This window comes from Roseomonas sp. BN140053 (assembly GCF_047690175.1).
Taxonomy (GTDB): domain Bacteria; phylum Pseudomonadota; class Alphaproteobacteria; order Acetobacterales; family Acetobacteraceae; genus Roseomonas.
This window is the reverse complement of sequence record NZ_JBLLEB010000028.1, coordinates 22698-42735: the sequence shown is the minus strand read 5'-3', so window position 1 is coordinate 42735 and position 20038 is coordinate 22698. Positions and strand designations below refer to the sequence as shown.

Below are 20038 nucleotides of genomic sequence, written 5' to 3'. Positions count from 1 at the left end.
AGGCGACGGCTTCGGGACGTGCCCTCAGCGCTGCTTCAGCCCCATCAGCCCGGCGATCAGGTTGCGCTGGGTTTCCGAGGTGCCGGCGGCGATGGTGGCGCTGCGGGCGTCGCGGAAATAGCGCTGCATGTCGAACTCGGCGTTGAGGCCGTAACCGCCCATGATCTGCACGCCCTCGCCGGACACGCGGACATAGGTTTCGGCGGAGAAGAGCTTGGCCATGGTGATCTCGCGCAGCGCGTCGCGCCCTTGGGCGGCCAGCCAGGCGGCGCGCCAGGTCAGCATGCGGGCGGCGTCGACCTCCGTCTGCATGTCGGCCAGGCGGTGGCCGATCGCCTGGAAGGAGCCGATCGGGCGGCCGAACTGCACGCGTTCCCCGGCATAGTGCAGCGCGAGGTCCACCACCGCCTGGGCGCCGCCGCAATTGCCGGCGGCCGAGACGGCGCGCTCGCTCTGCAGGCCGGACATCAGGCAGTTCCAGCCCCCGTTCTCGCCGCCCACGAGGTTGTCGTCCGGCACTTCGACGTCGCGGAAGAAGACCTCATAGGTGCCGGTGCAGCGGCGGCCCAGCATCTCCAGCTTGCGCAGCTCCACGCCGGGGCTGTCGGCGGGGATCAGCAGCAGCGACAGCCCGTGGCGGCCATGCGCCTTGGGGTCGGTGCGGGCATAGGTGCTGATGACGCTGCCTCGCAGCCCCGCCCCGGTGGTCCAGAGCTTCTGGCCGTTGACGATCCAGCGGTCGCCCTGCTTGCGCGCACTGGTCCGCAGCGCGCCGACATCGGAGCCGGCATCGGGTTCGGAGATGCCGATGGCCAGCCGCACCTCGCCCGCGATGACCTTGGGCAGCCAGTGCCGCTTCTGCGCCTCGCTACCCACCCGCAGGATGTTGAGGCCGCAGAACACGCTGCCCGCGGCCGCCATGGTGAAGTCCGTGCTGGTGCGCGACAGTTCCTCGATCACCAGGGCGAGGTCCACGGCGTCGCCGCCGGCGCCGCCGTACTCCTCGGGGAAGGCGAGGCCGAGCAGCCCGGCCTCGGCCCAGGCGTCATAGAGTTCGTAAGGGTAGGTGCGCTCGGCGTCGTGGCGGCGCACCACCTCCGGCGGCGCGTGGCGGGCCATCAAGCGGCGCACGCTGTCGAGCAGCATCTCCTGTTGCTCGGAAAGGGCGAAATCCATAGCGGTGTTCTCCTCGTGCCCCGCAGTGGCCAGCCCCTGTGAGGAACCGCGATCAACGGTTCGCAAGGTGTGCCGGCTCTGGCGGGACGGTTGTTCCTGGGTGTTCTGACATTGGCCAGGAGGCTCTGCCTCCTGGACCTCCGCCGGGGAGTTTAAACTCCCCGGACCCCACGTTGAGCCTCCGGCGGGGGCGGGATGATCCACGTCAGTCGCGGCGGGCACCGTCGGCCATCCCGCCCCCGCCGGAGGCACTCATGAGGTCGAGGAGCCTAAGCTCCTCGCGGGGTGTCCAGAGGGGCAGAGCCCCTCTGGCCCCGGCCGGAACACCGAAGACCAACCGCCCCCCAGGGCCGGCACCTCGCGCGAACCGATGACCGGGGTCCCTCGCAGGGGCGCGGGTCAGCCGCGGACCACCAGGGCGTCCAGGGCAATGGCGCCCTGGCCCTGGGGGTAGAGCATCACGGGGTTGATCTCGACCTCCGTCAGTTCGGGGGCGGCGCGCAGCAGGGCGCCCAGGCGGGCGGCGATGGCGGCGGCGGCGGGGATGTCCAGGGCGGGGGTGCCGCGGAAGCCTCGCAGCAGGGCGGCGCCCTTGAGCTGGTGGATTTCCGCGGCGATGGCCTCCTCCGGCAGGTCGGCGGGGAGGAGGCGGACGTCGTGCAGGGCTTCGGCCCAGATGCCGCCCAGCCCGACCAGCAGCACGGGGCCCCAGTTCGGGTCGCGCCGGGCGCCCAGGATCAGCTCCGTGCCTGGGGAAGCCATGCGCTCCACCAGCACGCTGTCCAGCACCAGCCCCGGCCGGGTGCGGGCGAGGGCGGCGTGCAGGGCGTCCCAGCCGGCGGCCAGGGTTTCGGGGTCGGTCAGGCGCAGCACCACGCCGCCGGCATCGCTCTTGTGCGCCAGGGCAGCCGCCTGGGCCTTGAGCACCACGGGAAAGCCGATGCGTGCGGCGGCGTCCTGCGCGGCGGCGAGGTCGTGCACCAGCTCGCCCGCCGGCACGGGGATGCCCAGCGCCGCCAGGATCGCCTTGGAGCGGTGTTCCGTGGCCGGGCCCGGCGCGAGGTCCAGCGGCGGCACTTCGGGAGCCGCGGCTCCGGCGGGCGCGGCGGCTGCGGGTGGCCCGCCGGAGGAGGCGGGAGCGGGCGGCGCGGCGGAGGGGGCGCTCGCCGCGGCGGGCGCTCCGGTGCTGGCGGGCGCGGCCCGCTCGGGCGTTTCGGTGAAGCGGGCCAGGGCGCGCAGCGCGCGCTCGGGGGAGCGGAAGAAGGGGACGCCCAGGGCGCGAAAGCGCGACACCAGCTCGGGCGGCACGGGGGCCTCCTCGCCCAGCATGGCCAGCACCACGGGCTTGGCGGGTTTGAGTTCGGCGAGGGCGTCGATGATGGGGGGCAGCTTGCGGCGGCTGGTTTCCTCGCCGGTCAGGATCACCGCCAGCACCACGCTGCCGAAGGCGGCGCTGTCCAGCAGCGGTGCAAGGGTGCGGCGGTACAGGTCCGGGTCCACCAGCGCCTGGGCGGTGAGGTCCAGCGGGTTGTCCAGGGTGAAGAAGTCCGGCACCACGGCGCGCAGGGCCGCTTCCGTGTCGGGCGGAAGGCTGGGCAGGGGCAGCCCGACATCCTCGCAGAAATCCAGGGTCAGCGCCTTGAAGGCGCCGGAATCCGTCATGACCGCGGCGCCGGCCTGCGGGCGCGCGGGGCAGCGCAGCGTCAGCTCGCCGAGGTCGATCAGCTCCTCCAGCGTGTCCACGGCCAGCACGCCGGCCTGGGCCACCAGGGTGCGCATCACCGCGTGGTCGCCGCTCATGGCACCGGTGTGGGTCTGGGCGGAGAGGCGGGCGGCGGCGGAGCGGCCGGGATGCAGCAGCAGGATCGGCTTGCCCATCGCGCGGGCGCGGCGCGCCAGGTCGAGGAAGCGCGGCGGGTCGCGGAACTGTTCCACCACCATCGCCACGGCGGCGGTGGCGTCGTCCGCCAGCAGGGGTTCCAGGAAGTCCTCGATGCCGTTCAGCGCCTCGTTGCCGGTGGAGATGGTGAAGGTGACGTCGATCTCGCGCGCCTGCAGCGCGGCGCGCAGCACGGAGGCCATGGCGCCGCTCTGCGACACCACGCCCAGGCCGGGGCCGCGCAGCGGGATCGGCTGCGCGCCGCCGAAGGTCAGGGGGATGCCGTCGACGTAGTTCACCATGCCCAGGCAGTTCGGGCCCTCGATCGCCATGCCGTGGGCGCGGGCGAGGGCGGCCAGCTTTTCCTGCTCGGCGCGGCCTTCCTCGCCCGCTTCGGCGAAGCCGGCGGAGAACAGGATCAGCCCGCCCACGCCCCGGCGGGCGCAGGCTGCCGCCGCTTCCATCACGCCGGCGCGCGGGATGGCCAGCACGGCGCAGTCCACGCCCTCCGGCAGCGCGTCGGGGGAGGGCAGGCAGGGGCGGCCGTTGATCTCCGCCCGGGTGGGGTGGACGAGGTGGATAGGGCCCGCGAAGCGGAAGCGTTCCAGGTTGGCCAGCACGCCGCCGCCCAGCGAACCGGGCGCGGGCGAGGCGCCGATGACCGCGACGCTGCGCGGGCGCAGGAGGCGGGTGACCGCGTCCCGCCGCTCGCCCCCGGCGGCGGCCGGCAGGGCCTCCGCCGACGTGCCCGGGGGCAGCCGCCCTGCCGGCGCGGCGCTGCCCGGCACGGCTGCCCCCATCGCGATTGCCCCTGGGGCGGCCTCAGCCTTCACGGCTGTAGCCGGCGAGGCCTGGCTTGAAGGTCTTCTCGTCCAGGAACTGCTTCATGCCCTGTTCGCGGCCGCGCTCGGGGTCCAGCAGGCGGGCCTGGGCGCTCTTGGCCATCAGGTAGTCGTCGGAGAGCTCCCATTCCATGCCGGTGACGTGGCGCACGGCCTGCTTGGCGGCGCGCAGCACGGTGGGGTTCTTGCCCAGCAGCACCTTGGCCAGTTCCGTGGTGCGGGCGCGCAGCCGGTCCTTGGGCACCGCCTCGTTCACCAGCTTCATCTCCGCGGCCTTGCGGCCGTCGAAGGTTTCGCCGGTCATGACGTAGTACATGGCGTCGCGGTGGCACATGGTCTGCACCACGGCGCGGGTGACGTTGCCGCCGGGGATGATGCCCCAGTTGATCTCCGAGAGACCGAACTGCGCGTCCTCGTCGGCGATGGCCAGGTCGCAGGCCACCAGCGGGGTGAAGGCGCCGCCGAAGCACCAGCCGTTGACCATGGCGATCGTCGGCTTGGAATAGTTCATCAGCATCCGCCACTGCCACTGCCAGGCGGAACGGCGCGCGCGCATCTGCTGGGCATAGGGCAGGTGGTCCTGGGCGCGGAAGAACTCCTTGAGGTCCATGCCGGCGGAGAAGCTGTCGCCCACGCCGGTCAACACGATCACGCCGACGCTGTCGTCGATCTCCAGCGCGTCCAGGATCTCCACCATCTCGTCGTTCAGCGCCGGGCTCATGCAGTTGCGCTTGTCCGGGCGGTTCAGCGACACCCAGGCGATGCGATCCTCGACCTCCACCAGCACGTTCTTCCATTGCGGGAACTGCCGCGTGCCGGCGGTAGGGTTTTCCTGGTCCATGACGTTTCCTTCCCGCGGGCCGCCGCGCGCCGGCTGCTTCCGCCGCGCCCGTCCCACCCTGTTTCACCAGGAGGTTAGAAACAATCAGCCAGGCTGATCAAGTGGCTTTTCGCCCGCGGCCGCCGGATCGCGCGCGGGGCGGTGCAGTTCCTTCAGCAGGCGCGACAGCGCATGGCGCAGCGAGGCGAGTTCCCCTTCCCCCAGGATGTCCAGCAGCCTGTCTTCCACCGCGTCCACCGCGCGATCGCAGCGCGCCAGCACGCGCTTGCCGGCGGGAGTAAGGCGGATGGCCAGCGCGCGGCGGTCGCCGCCTTCCCCCGTGCGCGCGATCAGCCCCTTGGACTCCAGGCTGGACACCAGCTTGATCATGGTCTGCGGCGTGACGGAGAATTTCCGCGACAGTTCCGCCGAGCTCAGGCTGGGGCTGCGCGCCAGCAGGCTGAGCACCGTGTACTGCGTGGTGGTGACGTCCAGCGGCTGCAGCGCCGCTTCCAGGCGCAGAAATGTCTCCTGCTGCACCCGCCGCACGAGGTAGACGGTGCGGGCCGTGTCGTGGCCGGCCGGGGCATCGTCGGCCCGCTTCGCGCTGCGCTGCATCGCCCGATGGTGCGGCACCCACCGCAGCAAGTCCAACACCCGCCCCCTCGGCCCCGGCGCCACGCGCTGGTCGTCGGAGGCGGAGGCTGGGTTACTCGATACGGATGTTGGCTTTCTCGACGACCTCGTTCCACTTCACCGACTCATCGCGGATGATGTCGCGGAACTGTTCGGGGGTGGTGGGGCGGGGCTCGCAGCCGATCTCCAGCAGCCGACGGCGCACGGTGGGGTCGCGCAGGGCCGTCGTGAAGGCGGCGTTGACGCGGGTGATGATCGGCGCCGGGGTGGCGGCGGGGGCCACCAGGCCGAACCAGCCCACCGTCTCGTAGCCGGGCACGCCGGCCTCGGCCACGGTGGGAGTGTCGGGCAGCACAGCGATGCGCTCGCGCGAGGTGACGGCCAGGGCGCGCAGCGTGCCATCCTGGATCAGGCTGAGTGCCACGGGCACGTCCACCGCGGCGGCCTCGATTTCGCCGCCCGCGGCGGCCGCGCCGGAGGGGGCGATGCCGCGATAGGGCACGGGCATGATCTGCACGCCGCCCAGCTGGTTCAGCAGCTCCGTGGACAGGTGCATCAGCGTGCCGTTGCCGCCATGGCCGATGGACATCTGGCCCGGGCGCGCCTTGGCCATGTCCAGGAGCTCGCGCAGGTTGCGGGCGGCGACCTTGCGGCCCACCACGATCACGAAGGGGCTCTCGATCAGCTGGGTGACGGGGGCCAGGTCGCGCGTGGGGTCGTAGGGGCGGTGGGCGTAGAGGCGGGGGCTGACCACCAGCCCGCCCTGGCCGGCGATGCCGATCGTGTAGCCGTCGGGGGCGGATTTCGCGATGGCATCGGCGCCGATGACGCCGCCGGCGCCGCCGCGGTTCTCCACCACCAGGGACTGGTGCAGCTGCTCCCCCGCCACCGGCGTCACGAGGCGCGCCACGACGTCGCTGCTGCCGCCGGGGGGAAAGGGTACGATGAAGCGGATCGGCTTGTTGGGCCAGTCCGCCTGGGCCCGCGCGATCCGCGGGGTGGCCAGCAGGACGGCCGTGCCCGCGCCGAGCAGGCGACGCCGCGAGGTGATGCTTTGCACGTGTTCCTCCGAAACCTTGTTGCCGGTTCTTCGGGAACGAGGCTGCCCGCCCCCGTGCCGGGACGGGCAGCATAGGCGTGGGGCGCGGCCGGACGCTAGACCATCAGCGAGGCTGACGGGTTGGAAGCAAGGTCGGGGGAGTGAACTCCCCCGAGCCCCCTCCTTTTTTCGGGAGTTCGGGTGCGCCCCGGAAAACTCACGAAAATAGATGGGGGACCGGGGGAATACCTTCCCCCGGCTTTCTTTTCACCGCGACGGGCAGCGCGCGGCGTGCACGTCGGCGCGGCGTTCCGCCACGGTTTCCACCAGCTCCGTCTGCAGGCCGCCCTGGGCGTTGCGGCCGACGCGGTTGAGATAGAAGTTCTGGATAGGGAAGTTGTTGGTGTTGAAGCTCAGTGGGCCGCGCACGGATTCGAAGCGGGCCTGGCGGAGGGCCGTGCGCATCGCGTCGGTGTCGGTGATGCGGCCGCCGGCCTCGCGCACCGCGGCGTCCAGCATGAACACCGTGTCGTAGGCCATGGCGGCCAGGATGCCGGGGGTGCGGTTGTAGCGCTCGCGGAAGGCCGTCACGAAGCGGCGGTTGGCGGGGTTGTCCAGGCCGGGGCTCCAGGAGCCCACGGTCTGGATGCCCAGCGCCACGTCGCCCACCGCGGCGAAGCTCATCTCGTCGATCTGGAAGGTGGCGGCGTAGGTTTTGATGGTGCGGTTCAGCCCGGCCTGGGTGAACTGGCGGATAAAGGCATTGCCGGGGCCGCCGGGCAGGAAATACACGATCGCGTCGGGGCGGGACTGGCGCAGCTGCGTCAGCTCGGCCGCGAAGTCGGACTGGTCGATGCGCACCAGGATCTCGCCGACGAGGTCGCCGCCATAGCCGCGCTTGACCCCCGTCACCACGTCCCAGCCGGCCTGGAAGTTCTGCGCCACCACCGCGACCCGGCGGGCACCGCTGCGCTTGAGGACCTCGCCGATCGCCTCGAACACCGTGTCGGTGTTCCAGGACATGACGAAGAAGTTCTGGTTGCAGTTGGGCCCCGCGAGTTCCGAGGAGCCGCCGACGGAGGCCACCACCAGCCGGCCCGTAGGCATCACCGTGGCGGTCACGGCCTCCACCACGTTGCTGTAGATCAGGCCGGTGACGAGCTGCACGCCGTCGCGGTCCATCATCTGCCGCACCACCTGGGTGGCGGCCTGCGGACGCGCCTGGTCGTCGCCCACCACGAGGTCCACCGGCACGCCGCCGAGCTTGCCGCCCAGCGATTCCAGCCCGAGCTGGAAGGCGCGCTGCATCTCCTCGCCCTGCTGGCCGCCGGGGCCGGACAGGGTGGTGATGTAGCCGAGCTTGATCCGCTCCGGCGCGGCGGCCGGGGCCTGCATCCCCCAGGTGGCAAGCAGCCCTGCCAAGACCGCGCCGATCCGCTTGTGCCGCATGGTTTCCTCCGTGTGTTGGTTCTTGGTCGACGTCGGTTACACGCCGATGTGCCGCAGCTGGGCTTCCGGGTCGGCGCGCAGCGCGGCGGAGCTGCCCTGCCAGGCGACCTGCCCCTTCACCACCACCACGTGCCGGTCGGCGAGGTCGAGCAGGGCGGACAGGTTCTTGTCCACCAGCAGGATGGATTGCCCGCCGGCCTTGAGCTGGCCGACGCAGTTCCAGATTTCGCGCCGGATCAGCGGGGCGAGGCCCTCCGTGGCCTCGTCCAGGATCAGCAAGGTCGGGTTGGTCATCAGCGCGCGGCCGATCGCCAGCATCTGCTGCTCGCCGCCCGAGAGCTGCGAGCCCAGGTTGTTCAGCCGCTGCCCGAGGCGCGGAAACAGCGCCAGCACGCGCTCCAGCGTCCAGGGCGCGGCGTTGCCGGCGCGGTTGGCGGCGGTGGCGATCAGGTTCTCCCGCACCGTCAGGGTGGGGAAGACCTCACGCCCTTCCGGCACCAGCCCCAGGCCGAGCCGGGCGATGCGGTGGTCGGCCATGCCGCCGATGCGGCTGCCGCGGAAGCGGATCTCGCCGTCCGCGAGGCGCAGGTTGCCCATCACCGTGCGGATGGTGGTGGTCTTGCCCATGCCGTTGCGGCCGAGCAGCGCCACGACCTCGCCCGGCTGCACGTCGAGGTCGATGCCGTGCAGCACCTGGGCACCGCCGTAGCCGGCGCGCACGCCGCGCAGTTCCAGCAGGGCGGTCACGGTGCCGCGTCCCGGCTGGCGCGCGGGCTCGGCGGCGCGAGCGGGCCGGTGCCGTGGACGGGGTGCGGGCCGTGCGGTTGCCGCGGCGCGGTCATGCCGGCACTGCCTCGTCACCGAGATAGGCGGCGCGGACGTCGGGGTTGCGCTGGATTTCCGCGGGCGTGCCGGCGGCGATGACGCGGCCTTCCGCCAGCACGGTGAGGCGGTCGGCCAGGGCGAAGACGGCGTCCATGTCGTGTTCCACCAGCAGGATGGCGACGCTTCTCTTCAGCCCGCGCAGCAGGGAGACCATGCGCTGGCTTTCCTCCGGCCCGGTGCCGGCCATGGGTTCGTCCAGCAGCAGCAGGCGCGGTTGCAGCGCCAGGCCCATGGCGATCTCCAGCGCCCGCTGCTGGCCATAGGCGAGGTTGCGCGCCGCCGCTTCCGCCTGCCCGTCCAGCCCGACCTGGCGCAGCAGCCGCGCCACCTCCGCCGCGATGTCAGGACGGTCGGGCAGCGGGCGCCAAGGGGAAGGGGTGCGGCCGTCGCGGCCGGCCAGGGCCAGGGCGAGGTTTTCCCGGACGCTGAGGCTGCCCAGAACGCTGGTGATCTGGAAGGAGCGCGCCAGGCCGCGCCGGGCACGGGCGTCGGGGGGGAGGGCGGTGATGTCGCGGCCGTCGAAGCGCACCGTGCCGCGGTCGGGCCGGAGCTCGCCGAAGAGCTGGTTGATCAGCGTGGTCTTGCCGGCGCCGTTGGGGCCGATCAGCGCGTGCACCTCGCCGGGGAGGACGTCGAAGGACACGTCGACCGTGACGTGCAGGGCGCCGAAGCTCTTGCCCAGGCCGCGCACTTCCAGGAGCGGTTCGGCCGTGCCAGGCACCTCGGGTGCTACTGCTGCGGTTCGCGACATCGGCTCAGCCATGCCCGGAACTCCCGCCGGTCTCGCCGCGGCGGCGCCAGCCCGACAGGCCCTGCGGGAGGAACAGCACCACCAGGATCACCGCCGGCCCGAGGATGACGCGCCAGTAGGTGGTCCATTCCGACAGGGCGGTTTCCGCGACGATCAGCGCGAAGGCGCCCAGCACCGGCCCGGCGACGCCGCCCAGGCCGCCGAGGATCACCATCACCAGCAACTCACCCGACAGGAGCCAGTGCAGGAAGGCGGGCGAGACGAAGAGGTAGAAATTGGCCACCAGCGCGCCGGCCAGCCCGCTGAGGGCGCCGGATAGGGTAAAGGCGGCCAGCATCAGCCGCGTGGTGCGGTAGCCGGCGGCGCGCATGCGGCGCTCGTTGTCACGCACGCCGCGCAGCGCCAGGCCGAAGGCGGAGCGCGACAGGATGCCGAGCAGCAGCAGCCCGGCGGCGAGGATGGCCAGCACGACGTAGTGAAACAAGATCGTGCCATCCAGCGGGACGCCGGCCAGGGTGTTGCGCGCCGGCAGGCCGATGCCGTCCACCGAGCCCAGAACCTGCAGGCTGGAAAAGATGATGTAGAGCATCTGCGCGAAGCTGAGCGTGATCATGATGAAGTAGACGCCGCGCGTGCGCAGGCTGAGCGCGCCCAACAGCAGCGCCAGCACGCCGCCAGCGGCGGCGGCGATCGGCCAGACCAGCAGGGCCTCGTGCAGCCCGGCCATGCGGCACAGCAGCACGGCATAGGCGCCGGCGCCGAGATAGGCGGCGTGGCCCAGGCTGATCATGCCGCCATGTGGGATCAGGAAGCCCAGCGCCGCCGCCGCCAAGCCGTAGGCCATGCCGCGCGTCGCGACGCCGGTGAAGAAGCCGGGCACGGCCAGCGGCAGGATCACCAGCACGGCCAGCATCAGCAACGGCAGGGCGTGGCGGCGCAGCGGCGCGAGGCGGGAGGGGGCGGTGGCGGCGGGCACGGCTTCGGGCAGGGCGGCGCTCATCGGCGGAACAGCCCTTGCGGCCGGGCGATCAGCACCGCCGCCATCAGCAGGTACACCAGCAGCGAGGCCGCGGCGGGCGCCATGGAGCCGACGCTGCGCGGCGGCAGCACGCCCGACAGCAGCTCGAACATGAAGGCGCGGCCGAGGCTGTCCAGCATCCCCACCAGCAGCGCCGCGATGAAGGTGCCGCGCACGGAGCCGATGCCGCCCAGCACCACGATCACCAGGGCGAGGATCAGCACCTGCTCGCCCATGCCGACCTCCACCGTGACGAGGGGACCGACCATCAAGCCGGCCAGCCCCGCCAGCGCCGCGCCGAGGCCGAACACCAGGCTGTAGAGCAGGCGGATATCCACGCCGAGGTTGCGCACCATGCGGCCATGCGTGGCGCCGGCGCGGATCAGCATCCCCGCCCGGGTGCGGGCGATGAACAGCCACAGCAGCAGCGCCACGGCGGAAGAGGTGACGATCACCGCCAGCCGGTAGGCAGGGTAGAAGAGGTCGGGCAGCAGCTCCACCGTGCCCGATAGCGCTTCGGGCGGTGACAGGAACATCGGCTGGTTGTTGGTCACCCAGCGGATCGCCTCGTTGAAGAACAGGATCAGGCCGAAGGTCGCCAGCACCTGGTCGAGATGGCCGCGGTCCTGCAAGGGCCGCAGCACCAGCCGTTCCACCAGCACGCCCACCAGCAGTACCGCCAGCAGCGCCGCGAGGCAGCCCAGCAGAAAGGAGCCGGAAAGGTTGACGAAGAACACGCCGGCAAAGGCGCCCAGCATGTAGAAGGAACCGTGCGCGAGGTTGACCACGCCCATGATGCCGAACACCAGCGTCAGACCGGCGGCGATCAGGAACAGCAGCATGCCCAGTTGCAAGCCGTTGAGCAGCTGTTCCAGGACGATCAGCAGGTCCATGCGCGCGCCCTCAGCCGAAGCGCGACGGGCGGGCGGTTCCCGCGGCGGCGGGGCCCGTGGTGACGGCCAGCACGTCCCGGCGCAGCAGCATCGCGCGTCCCTCCCCCTTGTTCCGCCTGAACGGTCCGGGCGGTGCATCGCCGCCACGTGACGGAAAACAATCGAATCGTTTTCCTGAGATGTCCAGCGCGATTCCGTGAAGCGCGCCGCCGGTCAGTCGGCGGTGATGTTGGCGTCGCGCACCACCTTGGCCCAGCGCGGCACGGCGGTGGCGACGCGGTCGCGCAGCGCCTCCGGCGTGCCGCCCACGACGGTGTAGCCCTGCGCTTCCAGCGCGCGGGCCGCCTCGGGCGAGGCGAGCACGGCGTTGATCGCCTCGTTCAGGCGGCGCAGCGTGTCGGGCGGGGTGCGCGCAGGGGCGAACAGGGCGAACCAGTCGCGCATGGTGACGCCGGGCACGCCGGCTTCCGCCACGGTGGGCACGGCGGGGATGTTGGGCAGGTGCGCATCCGCCGCCACGGCCAGGATGCGCAGCCGGTCGTCGCGCGCCAGTTCCACCGCGGCCGGGGCGGGCATGAACATCACGCCCACCGTGCCGGCCACCAGGTCGGTGACGGCGCCGGCGGTGCCGCGATAGGGGACGTGCGTCAGTTCCACATTCGCCTGGCGCTTGAACAGCTCCATGCACAGGTGGTGCGGCGTGCCGACGCCGGGGGAGGCGTAGTTCATCGCCCCCGGCCGCGCCCGCGCGCGCTGGAGGAAGCCCGCGAAATCCGTGGCGGCGGAGGTGTGCGCCACCAGGGCGAAGTCGACCTCCACCAGCGTGGCCACGGGCGCGAAGCTGGTGATGGGATCGTAGGGGATGGAGCGGTACAGGCTGACATTCATCGCCAGCGTGCTGGTGTGCACCATCAGCGTGTTGCCGTCCGGCGCGGCGCGGGCCGCGAACTCGGCGCCGATGTTGCCGCTGGCGCCGCTGCGGTTGTCGATCACCGCCGGCTGGCCGAGGCGCCGGCCCAGCGCTTCCGACAAAATGCGCGCCACCGCGTCGGGCGGGGCGCCGGGGCTGAAGGGCAGCACCAGCGTCAGCGGCCGCGCGCCGGCCGGGACCTGGGCGCGCGCGGCGGGAGCGAGCAGGGCGCCGCCCAGCCCGGCCGCGAGCAGCCGGCGCCGTGGCAGGAGCCGGCGGCTGCCGGCGGCGAAGTCTTCCATGCTGTGCATCCTCCCCGTGCCGGGCGGGTGGGTTCCGCCTCGGTGCTGCGCTGTTCCGGCCGGGCGCGGCGGGCTGTCCCCGTGCGCGTCCCATTCGCCGTGGTTCCGGACCTTTCGCGGGCGCGGCGTGCCGGCCTGCAGCGGGTGCGGGGTCGTTCGTGGACCCGCCCCGGCCGTTTCCGGCCGGGGCGGCGCGCTTCTAGCCGCGGGCCGGGCGGTCCAGCCCGAAGAGCTGCCAGGCATTGGTGCGCCCGATCTTTTTCCGGTCGAGCTCGGCGATGGTGCAGCTGTCGAACCAGTTCGCGGCGTGGTCGATGTTCTCGAAGGGCCAGTCCGCCGAGAACAGGATGTGGTCGGAGCCGATCTCCAGCATGGCGTCGATCAGCGTCTGGGTGCGGAAGTTGCCCGAGGTGGTGATGAAGAAGTTCTCGCGGAAATAGTCGCCCAGCGGGCGCTTCGCCGGATAGACCTTGGGCGTCTTCACCCAGCCGTTGCGGTTGTCCACGCGCCAGATGGAATAGGGCAGCCCTTCACCCATGTGGCCCAGGATGATGCGCAGGCCGGGATGCGCGTCGAACAGCCCCGAGGCCATCAGCCGCAGCGCATGCACCGCGGTTTCCTGCCCGAAGGCCCAGGTGGGGCCCATCAGCCAGGGATGGCCGGCATAGATCGCGGCATCCTCGGGCAGCGGGTTGCGGGGATGCAGGTAGAAGGGCACCCCGAGCCGCTCCACCTCCGCCCAGAAGGGGCGGTACTGCGGCAGGTCGTAGTAGGTCGCCCCCGGACGGCCCGCCCCCTCGGAGAAGCCGTTCACCAGGGCGCCCACGAAGCCCAGCTCCTCGACGCAGCGGGCCAGCTCGCGCGCGGCGGCGTCGGGGTCCTGCATGGGCAGCGCGGCGAGGCCGCGGAAGCGCTCGGGGCGCTTGCTGACCTCTTCCGCGAGGAAGTCGTTGGCGCGGGCGGCGAGCGCGGCGGCGCGCGCGGGATCGGGGATGGCCTGCACGGCGGGGGCGTTGAGCGAGGGCAGCATCATCTCAATGCCGTGGGCGTCCATCTCGCGCAGGCGCCGCTCCTGCAGGTCCAGCAGGCGCGCCTTCAGCTCCTCCCAAACGTCGTCGGCCAGGAAGCCGTAGCTGTCCATCACCGTGTCGGGGATGGCGAAGTGTTCCTCCAGCGCGACCTTGCCCTGCATCGCCGACCTTTCCCCGCAGTGCCGGTTCTGGCGCCGGCGGTGGAAGGGAAGCCGGCGGCGCGTTTCCTTGTCAATGCAAAACTTGCGCGCGCAACTGATGCGGGTGCAAGCTTCACGCCGCGGCACGGGGAAAGCAGGAGCAGGATCGCGTGTACCGGTTCTCGTCCTCGCTGCCCTTCCTGCTGGCCCGGCTGGGCGTGCGCATGGGCGAGCTCTTCGCGCGCGAGCTGGCGCGCGACGGGCTGACGCTGCCGATGTACCGCGTGCTGGCGGCGCTGAGCGACGAGGGTGTGCCGCAGCGCCTGGGCGAGCTGGCGCAGCGGGTGTCGGCGGAACTGTCGACGCTGTCGCGCCTGGCGATGGAGATGGAGCGTCGCGGGCTGGTGACGCGCTCGCGGCCCGAAAGCGACCAGCGCAGCCTGGCGGTGGCGCTGGCACCGCGCGGCCGGGCCCTGGCGGAACGGCTGCGGCCGCGGGCGGCGCATTACGAGCAGGTGGCGACCGGCGACCTCAAGACACGGGAAGCGGCGGCGCTGAAGGCGACGCTGGTGCGAGTCTACGAGAACCTGGATCGGCTGGAGCGGGAAATCGAGGCGGCGGAAGCGGCGACGCCGCAGCCGGGCCCGCGGCGGCCGCGGCTGGTGGCGGGCGGCGGGCGGTCCGGGTCGGGCTAGGGACGGCGCGGCCGCAACGCCGGCCGCGGGGTTTTTCGCGGGAGGAGAACGGGCATGGGCAACGATCCCATCGTGGTGGCGGGCGGCGGCATCGGTGGGCTGGCAACGGCGCTGGGGCTGTCGCGGCAGGGTTTCTCCGTGGTGGTGCTGGAACGGGCGGAAACGCTGGGCGAGATCGGGGCGGGCATCCAGCTCGGGCCCAACGCCTTCCATGCCTTCGACTGGCTGGGCGTGGGCGACGCGGCGCGCGGCATGGCGGTGTACATCGACCAGTTGCGGCTGATGGACGCGATGGGCGGCGAGGAGATCACCCATATCGACCTGACGGAGCCGTTCCGGCAGCGCTTCGGCAACCCCTACGCCGTGGTGCATCGCGGCGACCTGCACGGGGTGTTCCTGCGCGCCTGCGAGGCCGACCCGCGCGTGACGCTGCGCACCGGCTGCGCCGTTAGCGGCTACGAGCAGGACGGGACGCGGGCGGCTGCGGTGCTGGCCTCGGGCGAGCGGGTCTGGGGGCGGGTGCTGATCGGCGCCGACGGCCTGCGCTCGCGCGTGCGGGGGCAGCTGGTGGGCGATGGCGGGCCGCGCGTGTCGGGGCACACGACCTATCGCAGCGTGATCCCGCTGGAGCAGATGCCGGAGGACCTGCGCTGGAACGCCGCGACGCTGTGGGCCGGGGCGAAGTGCCACCTCGTGCATTATCCGCTGCAGGGCTGGAAGGTCTTCAACCTGGCGATCACCTGCCACAACGATCCGGCCGAAGCAGTGGCGGGCAAGCCGGTGACGCATGAGGAGGTGATGGCCGGCTTCCGCGACATCCATCCGCGCGCCCAGGCCATCATCCGCCACGGCCGCGACTGGAAGTCCTGGGTGATCTGCGACCGCGATCCGGTGGAGCGCTGGGTGGAGGGTCGCGTGGCGCTGCTGGGCGATGCCGCGCACCCCATGCTGCAATACTTCGCCCAGGGCGCCTGCATGGCGCTGGAGGACGCGGTGTGCCTGTCGCACGAGATGGCCGCCCGTCCCGACGACCCCGAGGCAGCGCTGGAAGCCTACCGGTCGCAGCGGGTGCTGCGCACGGCGCGGGTGCAACTGCAATCGCGGGCGCTGGGCGAGCATATCTACCACCCCAGCGGCGCGCATGCCCTGCTGCGCAACCAGATCATGCGCAGCAAGAGCAGCGCCGACTTCTACGAAGACCTCGCCTGGCTCTACGGCGGCACGGGGCTGGCGGCGCCAGCGTGATGCAGGGAAGGTCGGGGGAATACTTTCCCCCGGCTTCCTTCACGCCATCAGGCCGTGGAGCCGATCGTGGTGGACAGGCTGCCGATGCCCTCGATCTCCACGCGGGTCACGTCGCCGGGGCGCAGGAACTCGCCGGTTTCGGCGCCGACGCCCATCGGCGTGCCGGTCAGGATCACGTCGCCGGGGTGCAGCGTCAGGCGGGTGGACAGGTAGCTGATCTGCTCGGCGGCGGTGAAGATCATGCGGGCGGTGGAGGAGTCCTGCCGCAGCGCGTCGTTGACCCAGAGGCGGATGCGCAGGGATTGCGGGTCGGGGATCTCCTCGGCCGGGACGATCCAGGGGCCCAGCGGGCAGGAACCGTCGAAGCACTTCTGCCCGATCCAGTCGAACTTGAAGGGCGAGCCCACCGCCACCTGCGGGCGGCTGATCAGGTCGCGCGCCGACAGGTCGTTGGCCACGAGGTAGCCGGCCACGTGGCCGAGCGCATCCGCCAACGACACGTGGCGGGCGGTGCGGCCGATCACCAGCGCCAGCTCCGCTTCCCAGTCCAGCTTGTCGGATTGCACCGACACCGTGGCGTCCGGCCCCACGGCGCAGCGCGAGGGCTTGATGAAGTGCCAGGGGTTCAGCCCGGCCTCGTGCGGGTCGGGCTCGGGCGGCACGCCCAGCATCTGCGCCATGCGGGCGACGTGGTCGGTGTAGTTGGCGCCGGCGCAGTAGATGGTGCCGGGGAAGTGCACGGGCGGCAGCAGCACGGCGCCGGCCAGGGGCTCGGCAGAGATGCGGCCGGCCTCGATCGCGGCGGCCGCGTCGCGGAGCTGCGGCAGGGCGGCGTCCCATTGCTCCAGCAGCCCCAGCACCGTGGCGTGGGCGGGCTGGCCGGTGGCGGCCTGGGCGTCGGCGAAGCGCTCGCCCACGGCGATGCCGGCGCGCGGTCCGGTTTCCGCGCGATAGGTGAGGAGGCGGAAGCGCGTCATGCCCTGGTGTTCCTTCCCGTGTGGTGTCCGTCGCCGCGATGCGGTGTCGCGGCGGTGTGCCGTGCTGGCCGCGGGGCCCGCCATTCGAGCCGCACCGGGTACGACGTCACGCGCGCGCGAGGCGGCGCCGCGGGCCGTGAGCCGGACCGCGGCGGCCTGTGCCGCTCCCCGGTGGCGGCTGGGCCGCTCACCCGGTGGCGGTGTCGTTCAGTGCGCGACGTCGCCGCGGTCGAACAGCGCGTCGTAGTGGGACAGCGCGACGTTGCTGATCTCCCACCAGGTGAAGTTCAGGTCCTGCAGGCGGAAGCTGCGCAACCCGTCCGCATCGCGCGGCGGCTCGACCTTGCGGATGCCGTATTCCTCGGCGTGGCGCAGGGCCGCCTCGTGCGCCGCGTCGACCTCGGCGGCGCTGTTCACCGACAGCTTGAACAGGTTGTCCTGCGTCTGGTCCTTGGCCTCGCCGCCGTCCACGCGGACGCAGACCACGGTCCAGGGGCCGCCCTTGTACATGTACTGCGCTTCCTTCACCGGCCGGTGGATATCCAGGCCGAGGAATTCCGTCAGGAAGCGTCGGGTGGTGACCATGTCCGAGCATTCGACGGTGCCGTGCGACAGGGTATCGTTCTGCAGCAGCGGGGTGGGGTATGCCATGATGCGCTGTTCCTCGCTTCGGTCGTGGCGTCGTCAGTCGTGGTGCAGGTCGCCCTTGGCGCGCAGGACCTCGTAGGTCAGGTCGGGGGAGCGGTATTCCAGCTCCCACCAGTTGGAGTCCTCGTCGATGAAGTAGCAGGCGTAGGAGCCGTTGCGGAAGCGCGGCTTCTGCACCCGGGCGATGCCGTATTCCGCCTTGGCGGCGTTGAGCTTGGCATAGGCCTCGTCCACCGCGGCCTCGCTGGGCGCGGCCATGCCCCAGTGGTTCAGCATCTCCTGCTCCACCGCGATCTCCTCGACCTCGCGGATTTCCAGCACCCAGTAGGGCTGGCCGCGCTTGGGGCCGCCCTGCTCGAAGCCGCGGTCGCGCGCCAGCAGCAGGCCCGGCTCGGGCTGCACGCATTGCAGGCCGAAGGCGCCTTCCAGCATGTGGCGCACGCGCTTGAGGTCGCGGCTGACCAGCGTGCCGCAGATCAGCGTGGCGGTGTTGACGTGGGGTGCGCGCGCTTGCGGCGCGGTCTGGACGTTCATGGTGCTTCCTCCTCGGCGGGAACCGGCCCCACCCTGCCAGATCGGCGCGGCGCCGGGGATGCCGGCCGCCGCGCCCCTGTGACAGGATGGGTCGGGCAGGGTGGATCATGTCGCCGGGCCGGCGTTGCGGCCCGGCGGGGCATGGTCAGAGATCCAGGACCAGGGTTTCGCCGGGCATGGCGCGCGACACGCAGGCCTGCATGACCTCCTCGCGGTCCTCGTCGTCCAGGCAGTCGTCGCGGTGTTCCACCTTGCCCGACAGCACGCGCACGCGGCAGGTGCCGCACACGCCTTCGCGGCACAGCGACTTGATGCGGAAGCCGTTGCCCTTCAGCACATCCAGCACGGAACGGTCGGCCGGCACGTGCAGCGTGGCGTTGGTGCGGCGCAGCACGATGTCGAAGGGCTCGTCCGACTTGCGGGTGGCGATGTCGGCCTCGGAGCCCTTGAACAGCTCGTAATGCACGGTGCCCATCGGCCAGTCGCGGCCGGCCTCGCGCGTGGCGCGGATCAGCCCGGCGGGGCCGCAGACATAGGCATGCGCGGCGGTGGGCCGGTCCTTGAGCAGCGACACCAGGTCCAGGCCGCGGGTGGGGTCGCCGCCGTCGTAATGGAAGCGGACACGCTCGCCGTGCTCGGCGGCGATCTCGGCGGCAAAGGCGGCTTCTTCCGCGCTGCGGGCGCAGTAGTGCACGGCGTAGTGCCGGCCCAGCCGCTTCAGCCGTGCCGCCATGGACAGGATCGGCGTAATGCCGATGCCGCCGGCGATCAGGATGTGGTGCTCGCCCGCTTCGCTGAGGCGGAAGTTGTTGGACGGCTCGGACGCGCGCAGCACGTCGCCTTCGCGCAGCACGTCGTGCATCCAGGCGGAGCCGCCGCGGCCGGCGGCCTCGCGCAGCACGGCGATGCAGTAGCGGTGCGTCTCCTCCGGGTCGTTGAGGAGGGAGTAGGAACGTTCCTCGCCGTTGCCGAGCTCCACGTCGATATGCGAGCCGGCCGTGAAGCGCGGCAGCTCGCCGCCGTCCACGGCCACCAGCTCGAGCGTGCGGATCCGCGGCGTCACGTTCCGGACGTGGGAAACCCTGAGTTCCTGCACCGCCCCTCCCCCTTCGTTCTTTGCAGCCTGGGCTTCTTGCCGCGGCGATGGTGTCTGGCACCGCCGACGGTGCGGAAGCTTAGGACCCCGGCACAAATTTGAGCAAGTTCATTTTTCCGCCTTGCCCTTGCCCGATCCCACCTGCGCCTGTTCAAGTGCGGGCGGGACGTGATCCCCGCCCCGTCCGCAAACAGGCTCTTCGCGCATGGACCAGCCGAGCACAGCGGTGTCCCGCCCGCCCGGCCCCGCCGCCGGCCTGCGCGAGGCCGGCAAGGCGGAGCGGCTGCGCCGGCTGAAGGAGGCCACCCGCCGCCTGCTGCTGACCCGCGGCTACGACGCGGCGACCACGCGCGAAATCTCGCAGCTGGCGGGCGTGTCGATCGGCACGCTGTTCGTCTACGCCCGTGACAAGCGCGACCTGCTCTACCTCGTGGTCAACGACGAGCTCGATCCCGTGGCGCGCTTCGCGCACGACAACGTGCCGGAATCCGGCACGGCGCTGGACCGCCTCGGGGCGCTGCTGCGGCCGTGGTACGCGTATTTCGCGGACAACCTCGCCATCGGCCGCTGCGCCTTCCGCGAGATCACCTACTACCAGCACCACCCCGAGGATGTCGGCGAACAGGCGGTGCGGCTGCGCACCCGCATGCAGGCGCAGGAAGCGCATCTGTGCGAGATCCTGCGCGACGCCCGCAGCCGCGGCGAACTCGTCTTCGCCGAATCGCCGGTGCTGGTGGGAAGCATGCTCTACGACATCTACCAGGCCGAGATCCGCGCCTGGGTCTTCGGCCCCGCACCCTGCGTGGACGAGGGCATGGCCCGCCTGCGCGCCAAGTTCGCCTTGCTGCTGGACCGCATGGCGGCCGCACCGGGCTGATCCAGTTGGTCCTGGGTGTTCAAGCCTGGGCCAGAGGGGCTCTGCCCCTCTGGACACCCCGCGAGGAGCTTAGGCTCCTCGACCTCATGAGTGCCTCCGGCGGGGGCGGGCCGGATAACGCGGCCCTTGATGACCACCGTCAGCCATCCCGCCCCCGCCGGAGGCACTCAACGCGGGGTCCGGGGAGTTCGTAAC

General features: G+C 71.8%; 19 protein-coding genes. 3 read left to right on the top strand and 16 right to left on the bottom strand.

All coding sequences use genetic code 11. From position 1 onward, the window contains the following. Positions 1-24: 24 nt before the first annotated feature. From ACLIBK_RS19530 to ACLIBK_RS19475, 12 genes are all read right to left on the bottom strand, one after another. Complete coding sequence (locus ACLIBK_RS19530; protein WP_415388973.1) at positions 25-1176, bottom strand: acyl-CoA dehydrogenase family protein; 1152 nt, start codon at positions 1174-1176, stop codon at positions 25-27. A gap of 399 nt (positions 1177-1575) precedes the next feature. Further along, positions 1576-3855, bottom strand: a complete 2280-nt coding sequence (locus ACLIBK_RS19525) for an acetate--CoA ligase family protein (RefSeq protein ID WP_415388972.1) — start codon at positions 3853-3855, stop codon at positions 1576-1578. Between the two features lie 22 nt (positions 3856-3877). Further along, the gene (locus ACLIBK_RS19520) at positions 3878-4738 is read right to left on the bottom strand and encodes a p-hydroxycinnamoyl CoA hydratase/lyase (protein WP_415388971.1); all 861 of its coding nucleotides are present in this window, start codon (positions 4736-4738) and stop codon (positions 3878-3880) included. Between the two features lie 84 nt (positions 4739-4822). Next, a complete protein-coding gene (locus ACLIBK_RS19515; RefSeq protein ID WP_415388970.1) occupies positions 4823-5371 on the bottom strand; it encodes a MarR family winged helix-turn-helix transcriptional regulator in 549 nt (182 codons plus the stop codon). 55 nt (positions 5372-5426) lie between these two features. After that, a complete protein-coding gene (locus ACLIBK_RS19510; RefSeq protein WP_415388969.1) occupies positions 5427-6413 on the bottom strand; it encodes a Bug family tripartite tricarboxylate transporter substrate binding protein in 987 nt (328 codons plus the stop codon). Positions 6414-6659: 246 nt separating this feature from the next. Continuing rightward, positions 6660-7841, bottom strand: coding sequence for an ABC transporter substrate-binding protein (locus ACLIBK_RS19505; RefSeq protein ID WP_415388968.1), 1182 nt, complete (start codon positions 7839-7841; stop codon positions 6660-6662). Between the two features lie 36 nt (positions 7842-7877). Then, positions 7878-8588, bottom strand: a complete 711-nt coding sequence (locus tag ACLIBK_RS19500; RefSeq protein ID WP_415388967.1) for an ABC transporter ATP-binding protein — start codon at positions 8586-8588, stop codon at positions 7878-7880. Positions 8589-8679: 91 nt separating this feature from the next. Next, entirely contained in the window at positions 8680-9489 is an 810-nt protein-coding gene (locus ACLIBK_RS19495) for an ABC transporter ATP-binding protein (RefSeq protein WP_415388966.1), read from the bottom strand. Beyond that, positions 9482-10477: a branched-chain amino acid ABC transporter permease gene (locus ACLIBK_RS19490; protein WP_415388965.1), complete on the bottom strand. Its 996-nt coding sequence runs from the start codon at positions 10475-10477 to the stop codon at positions 9482-9484. Before ACLIBK_RS19490 ends, ACLIBK_RS19495 begins: the two co-directional genes overlap by 8 nt. Next, a complete protein-coding gene (locus tag ACLIBK_RS19485) occupies positions 10474-11388 on the bottom strand; it encodes a branched-chain amino acid ABC transporter permease (protein WP_415388964.1) in 915 nt (304 codons plus the stop codon). Before ACLIBK_RS19485 ends, ACLIBK_RS19490 begins: the two co-directional genes overlap by 4 nt. A 213-nt stretch (positions 11389-11601) precedes the next feature. Continuing rightward, positions 11602-12600 carry a tripartite tricarboxylate transporter substrate binding protein gene (locus ACLIBK_RS19480; protein ID WP_415388963.1) on the bottom strand — a complete coding sequence of 333 codons (999 nt, stop codon included), beginning with the start codon at positions 12598-12600 and terminating at the stop codon, positions 11602-11604. Positions 12601-12799: 199 nt separating this feature from the next. Further along, on the bottom strand, positions 12800-13792 hold the full coding sequence (locus ACLIBK_RS19475) for an amidohydrolase family protein (protein ID WP_415388962.1): 993 nt from the start codon (positions 13790-13792) through the stop codon (positions 12800-12802). A gap of 149 nt (positions 13793-13941) precedes the next feature. On the opposite strand from ACLIBK_RS19475, the gene ACLIBK_RS19470 reads away from it, so the two are divergent. Then, on the top strand, positions 13942-14466 hold the full coding sequence (locus ACLIBK_RS19470) for a MarR family winged helix-turn-helix transcriptional regulator (RefSeq protein WP_415388961.1): 525 nt from the start codon (positions 13942-13944) through the stop codon (positions 14464-14466). Positions 14467-14520: 54 nt separating this feature from the next. Beyond that, positions 14521-15711 (top strand): 3-hydroxybenzoate 6-monooxygenase, encoded by a 1191-nt coding sequence (locus tag ACLIBK_RS19465; protein ID WP_415388960.1) that lies wholly within the window; start codon positions 14521-14523, stop codon positions 15709-15711. 47 nt (positions 15712-15758) lie between these two features. On the opposite strand, the gene ACLIBK_RS19460 is transcribed toward ACLIBK_RS19465, so the two are convergent. From ACLIBK_RS19460 to ACLIBK_RS19445, 4 genes are all read right to left on the bottom strand, one after another. Then, complete coding sequence (locus ACLIBK_RS19460) at positions 15759-16688, bottom strand: fumarylacetoacetate hydrolase family protein (RefSeq protein WP_415388959.1); 930 nt, start codon at positions 16686-16688, stop codon at positions 15759-15761. 207 nt (positions 16689-16895) lie between these two features. Continuing rightward, positions 16896-17339 (bottom strand): VOC family protein, encoded by a 444-nt coding sequence (locus tag ACLIBK_RS19455; RefSeq protein WP_415388958.1) that lies wholly within the window; start codon positions 17337-17339, stop codon positions 16896-16898. Between the two features lie 33 nt (positions 17340-17372). Beyond that, complete coding sequence (locus ACLIBK_RS19450; RefSeq protein WP_415388957.1) at positions 17373-17870, bottom strand: hypothetical protein; 498 nt, start codon at positions 17868-17870, stop codon at positions 17373-17375. A gap of 145 nt (positions 17871-18015) precedes the next feature. Further along, complete coding sequence (locus ACLIBK_RS19445) at positions 18016-18933, bottom strand: PDR/VanB family oxidoreductase (RefSeq protein WP_415388956.1); 918 nt, start codon at positions 18931-18933, stop codon at positions 18016-18018. A gap of 238 nt (positions 18934-19171) precedes the next feature. On the opposite strand from ACLIBK_RS19445, the gene ACLIBK_RS19440 reads away from it, so the two are divergent. Further along, positions 19172-19843, top strand: coding sequence for a TetR/AcrR family transcriptional regulator (locus ACLIBK_RS19440; protein WP_415388955.1), 672 nt, complete (start codon positions 19172-19174; stop codon positions 19841-19843). Positions 19844-20038 lie beyond the last annotated feature (195 nt).

Excerpts from the sequence above, each read along its gene's own strand:
- ACLIBK_RS19530 (WP_415388973.1), bottom strand. The coding sequence starts at position 1,176 with ATGGATTTCGCCCTTTCCGAGCAACAGGAGATGCTGCTCGACAGCGTG.
- ACLIBK_RS19525 (WP_415388972.1), bottom strand. The coding sequence starts at position 3,855 with ATGGGGGCAGCCGTGCCGGGCAGCGCCGCGCCGGCAGGGCGGCTGCCC.
- ACLIBK_RS19520 (WP_415388971.1), bottom strand. The coding sequence starts at position 4,738 with ATGGACCAGGAAAACCCTACCGCCGGCACGCGGCAGTTCCCGCAATGG.
- ACLIBK_RS19505 (WP_415388968.1), bottom strand. The coding sequence starts at position 7,841 with ATGCGGCACAAGCGGATCGGCGCGGTCTTGGCAGGGCTGCTTGCCACC.
- ACLIBK_RS19495 (WP_415388966.1), bottom strand. The coding sequence starts at position 9,489 with ATGGCTGAGCCGATGTCGCGAACCGCAGCAGTAGCACCCGAGGTGCCT.
- ACLIBK_RS19490 (WP_415388965.1), bottom strand. The coding sequence starts at position 10,477 with ATGAGCGCCGCCCTGCCCGAAGCCGTGCCCGCCGCCACCGCCCCCTCC.
- ACLIBK_RS19485 (WP_415388964.1), bottom strand. The coding sequence starts at position 11,388 with ATGGACCTGCTGATCGTCCTGGAACAGCTGCTCAACGGCTTGCAACTG.
- ACLIBK_RS19480 (WP_415388963.1), bottom strand. The coding sequence starts at position 12,600 with ATGGAAGACTTCGCCGCCGGCAGCCGCCGGCTCCTGCCACGGCGCCGG.
- ACLIBK_RS19475 (WP_415388962.1), bottom strand. The coding sequence starts at position 13,792 with ATGCAGGGCAAGGTCGCGCTGGAGGAACACTTCGCCATCCCCGACACG.
- ACLIBK_RS19465 (WP_415388960.1), top strand. The coding sequence starts at position 14,521 with ATGGGCAACGATCCCATCGTGGTGGCGGGCGGCGGCATCGGTGGGCTG.
- ACLIBK_RS19460 (WP_415388959.1), bottom strand. The coding sequence starts at position 16,688 with ATGACGCGCTTCCGCCTCCTCACCTATCGCGCGGAAACCGGACCGCGC.
- ACLIBK_RS19455 (WP_415388958.1), bottom strand. The coding sequence starts at position 17,339 with ATGGCATACCCCACCCCGCTGCTGCAGAACGATACCCTGTCGCACGGC.
- ACLIBK_RS19450 (WP_415388957.1), bottom strand. The coding sequence starts at position 17,870 with ATGAACGTCCAGACCGCGCCGCAAGCGCGCGCACCCCACGTCAACACC.
- ACLIBK_RS19440 (WP_415388955.1), top strand. The coding sequence starts at position 19,172 with ATGGACCAGCCGAGCACAGCGGTGTCCCGCCCGCCCGGCCCCGCCGCC.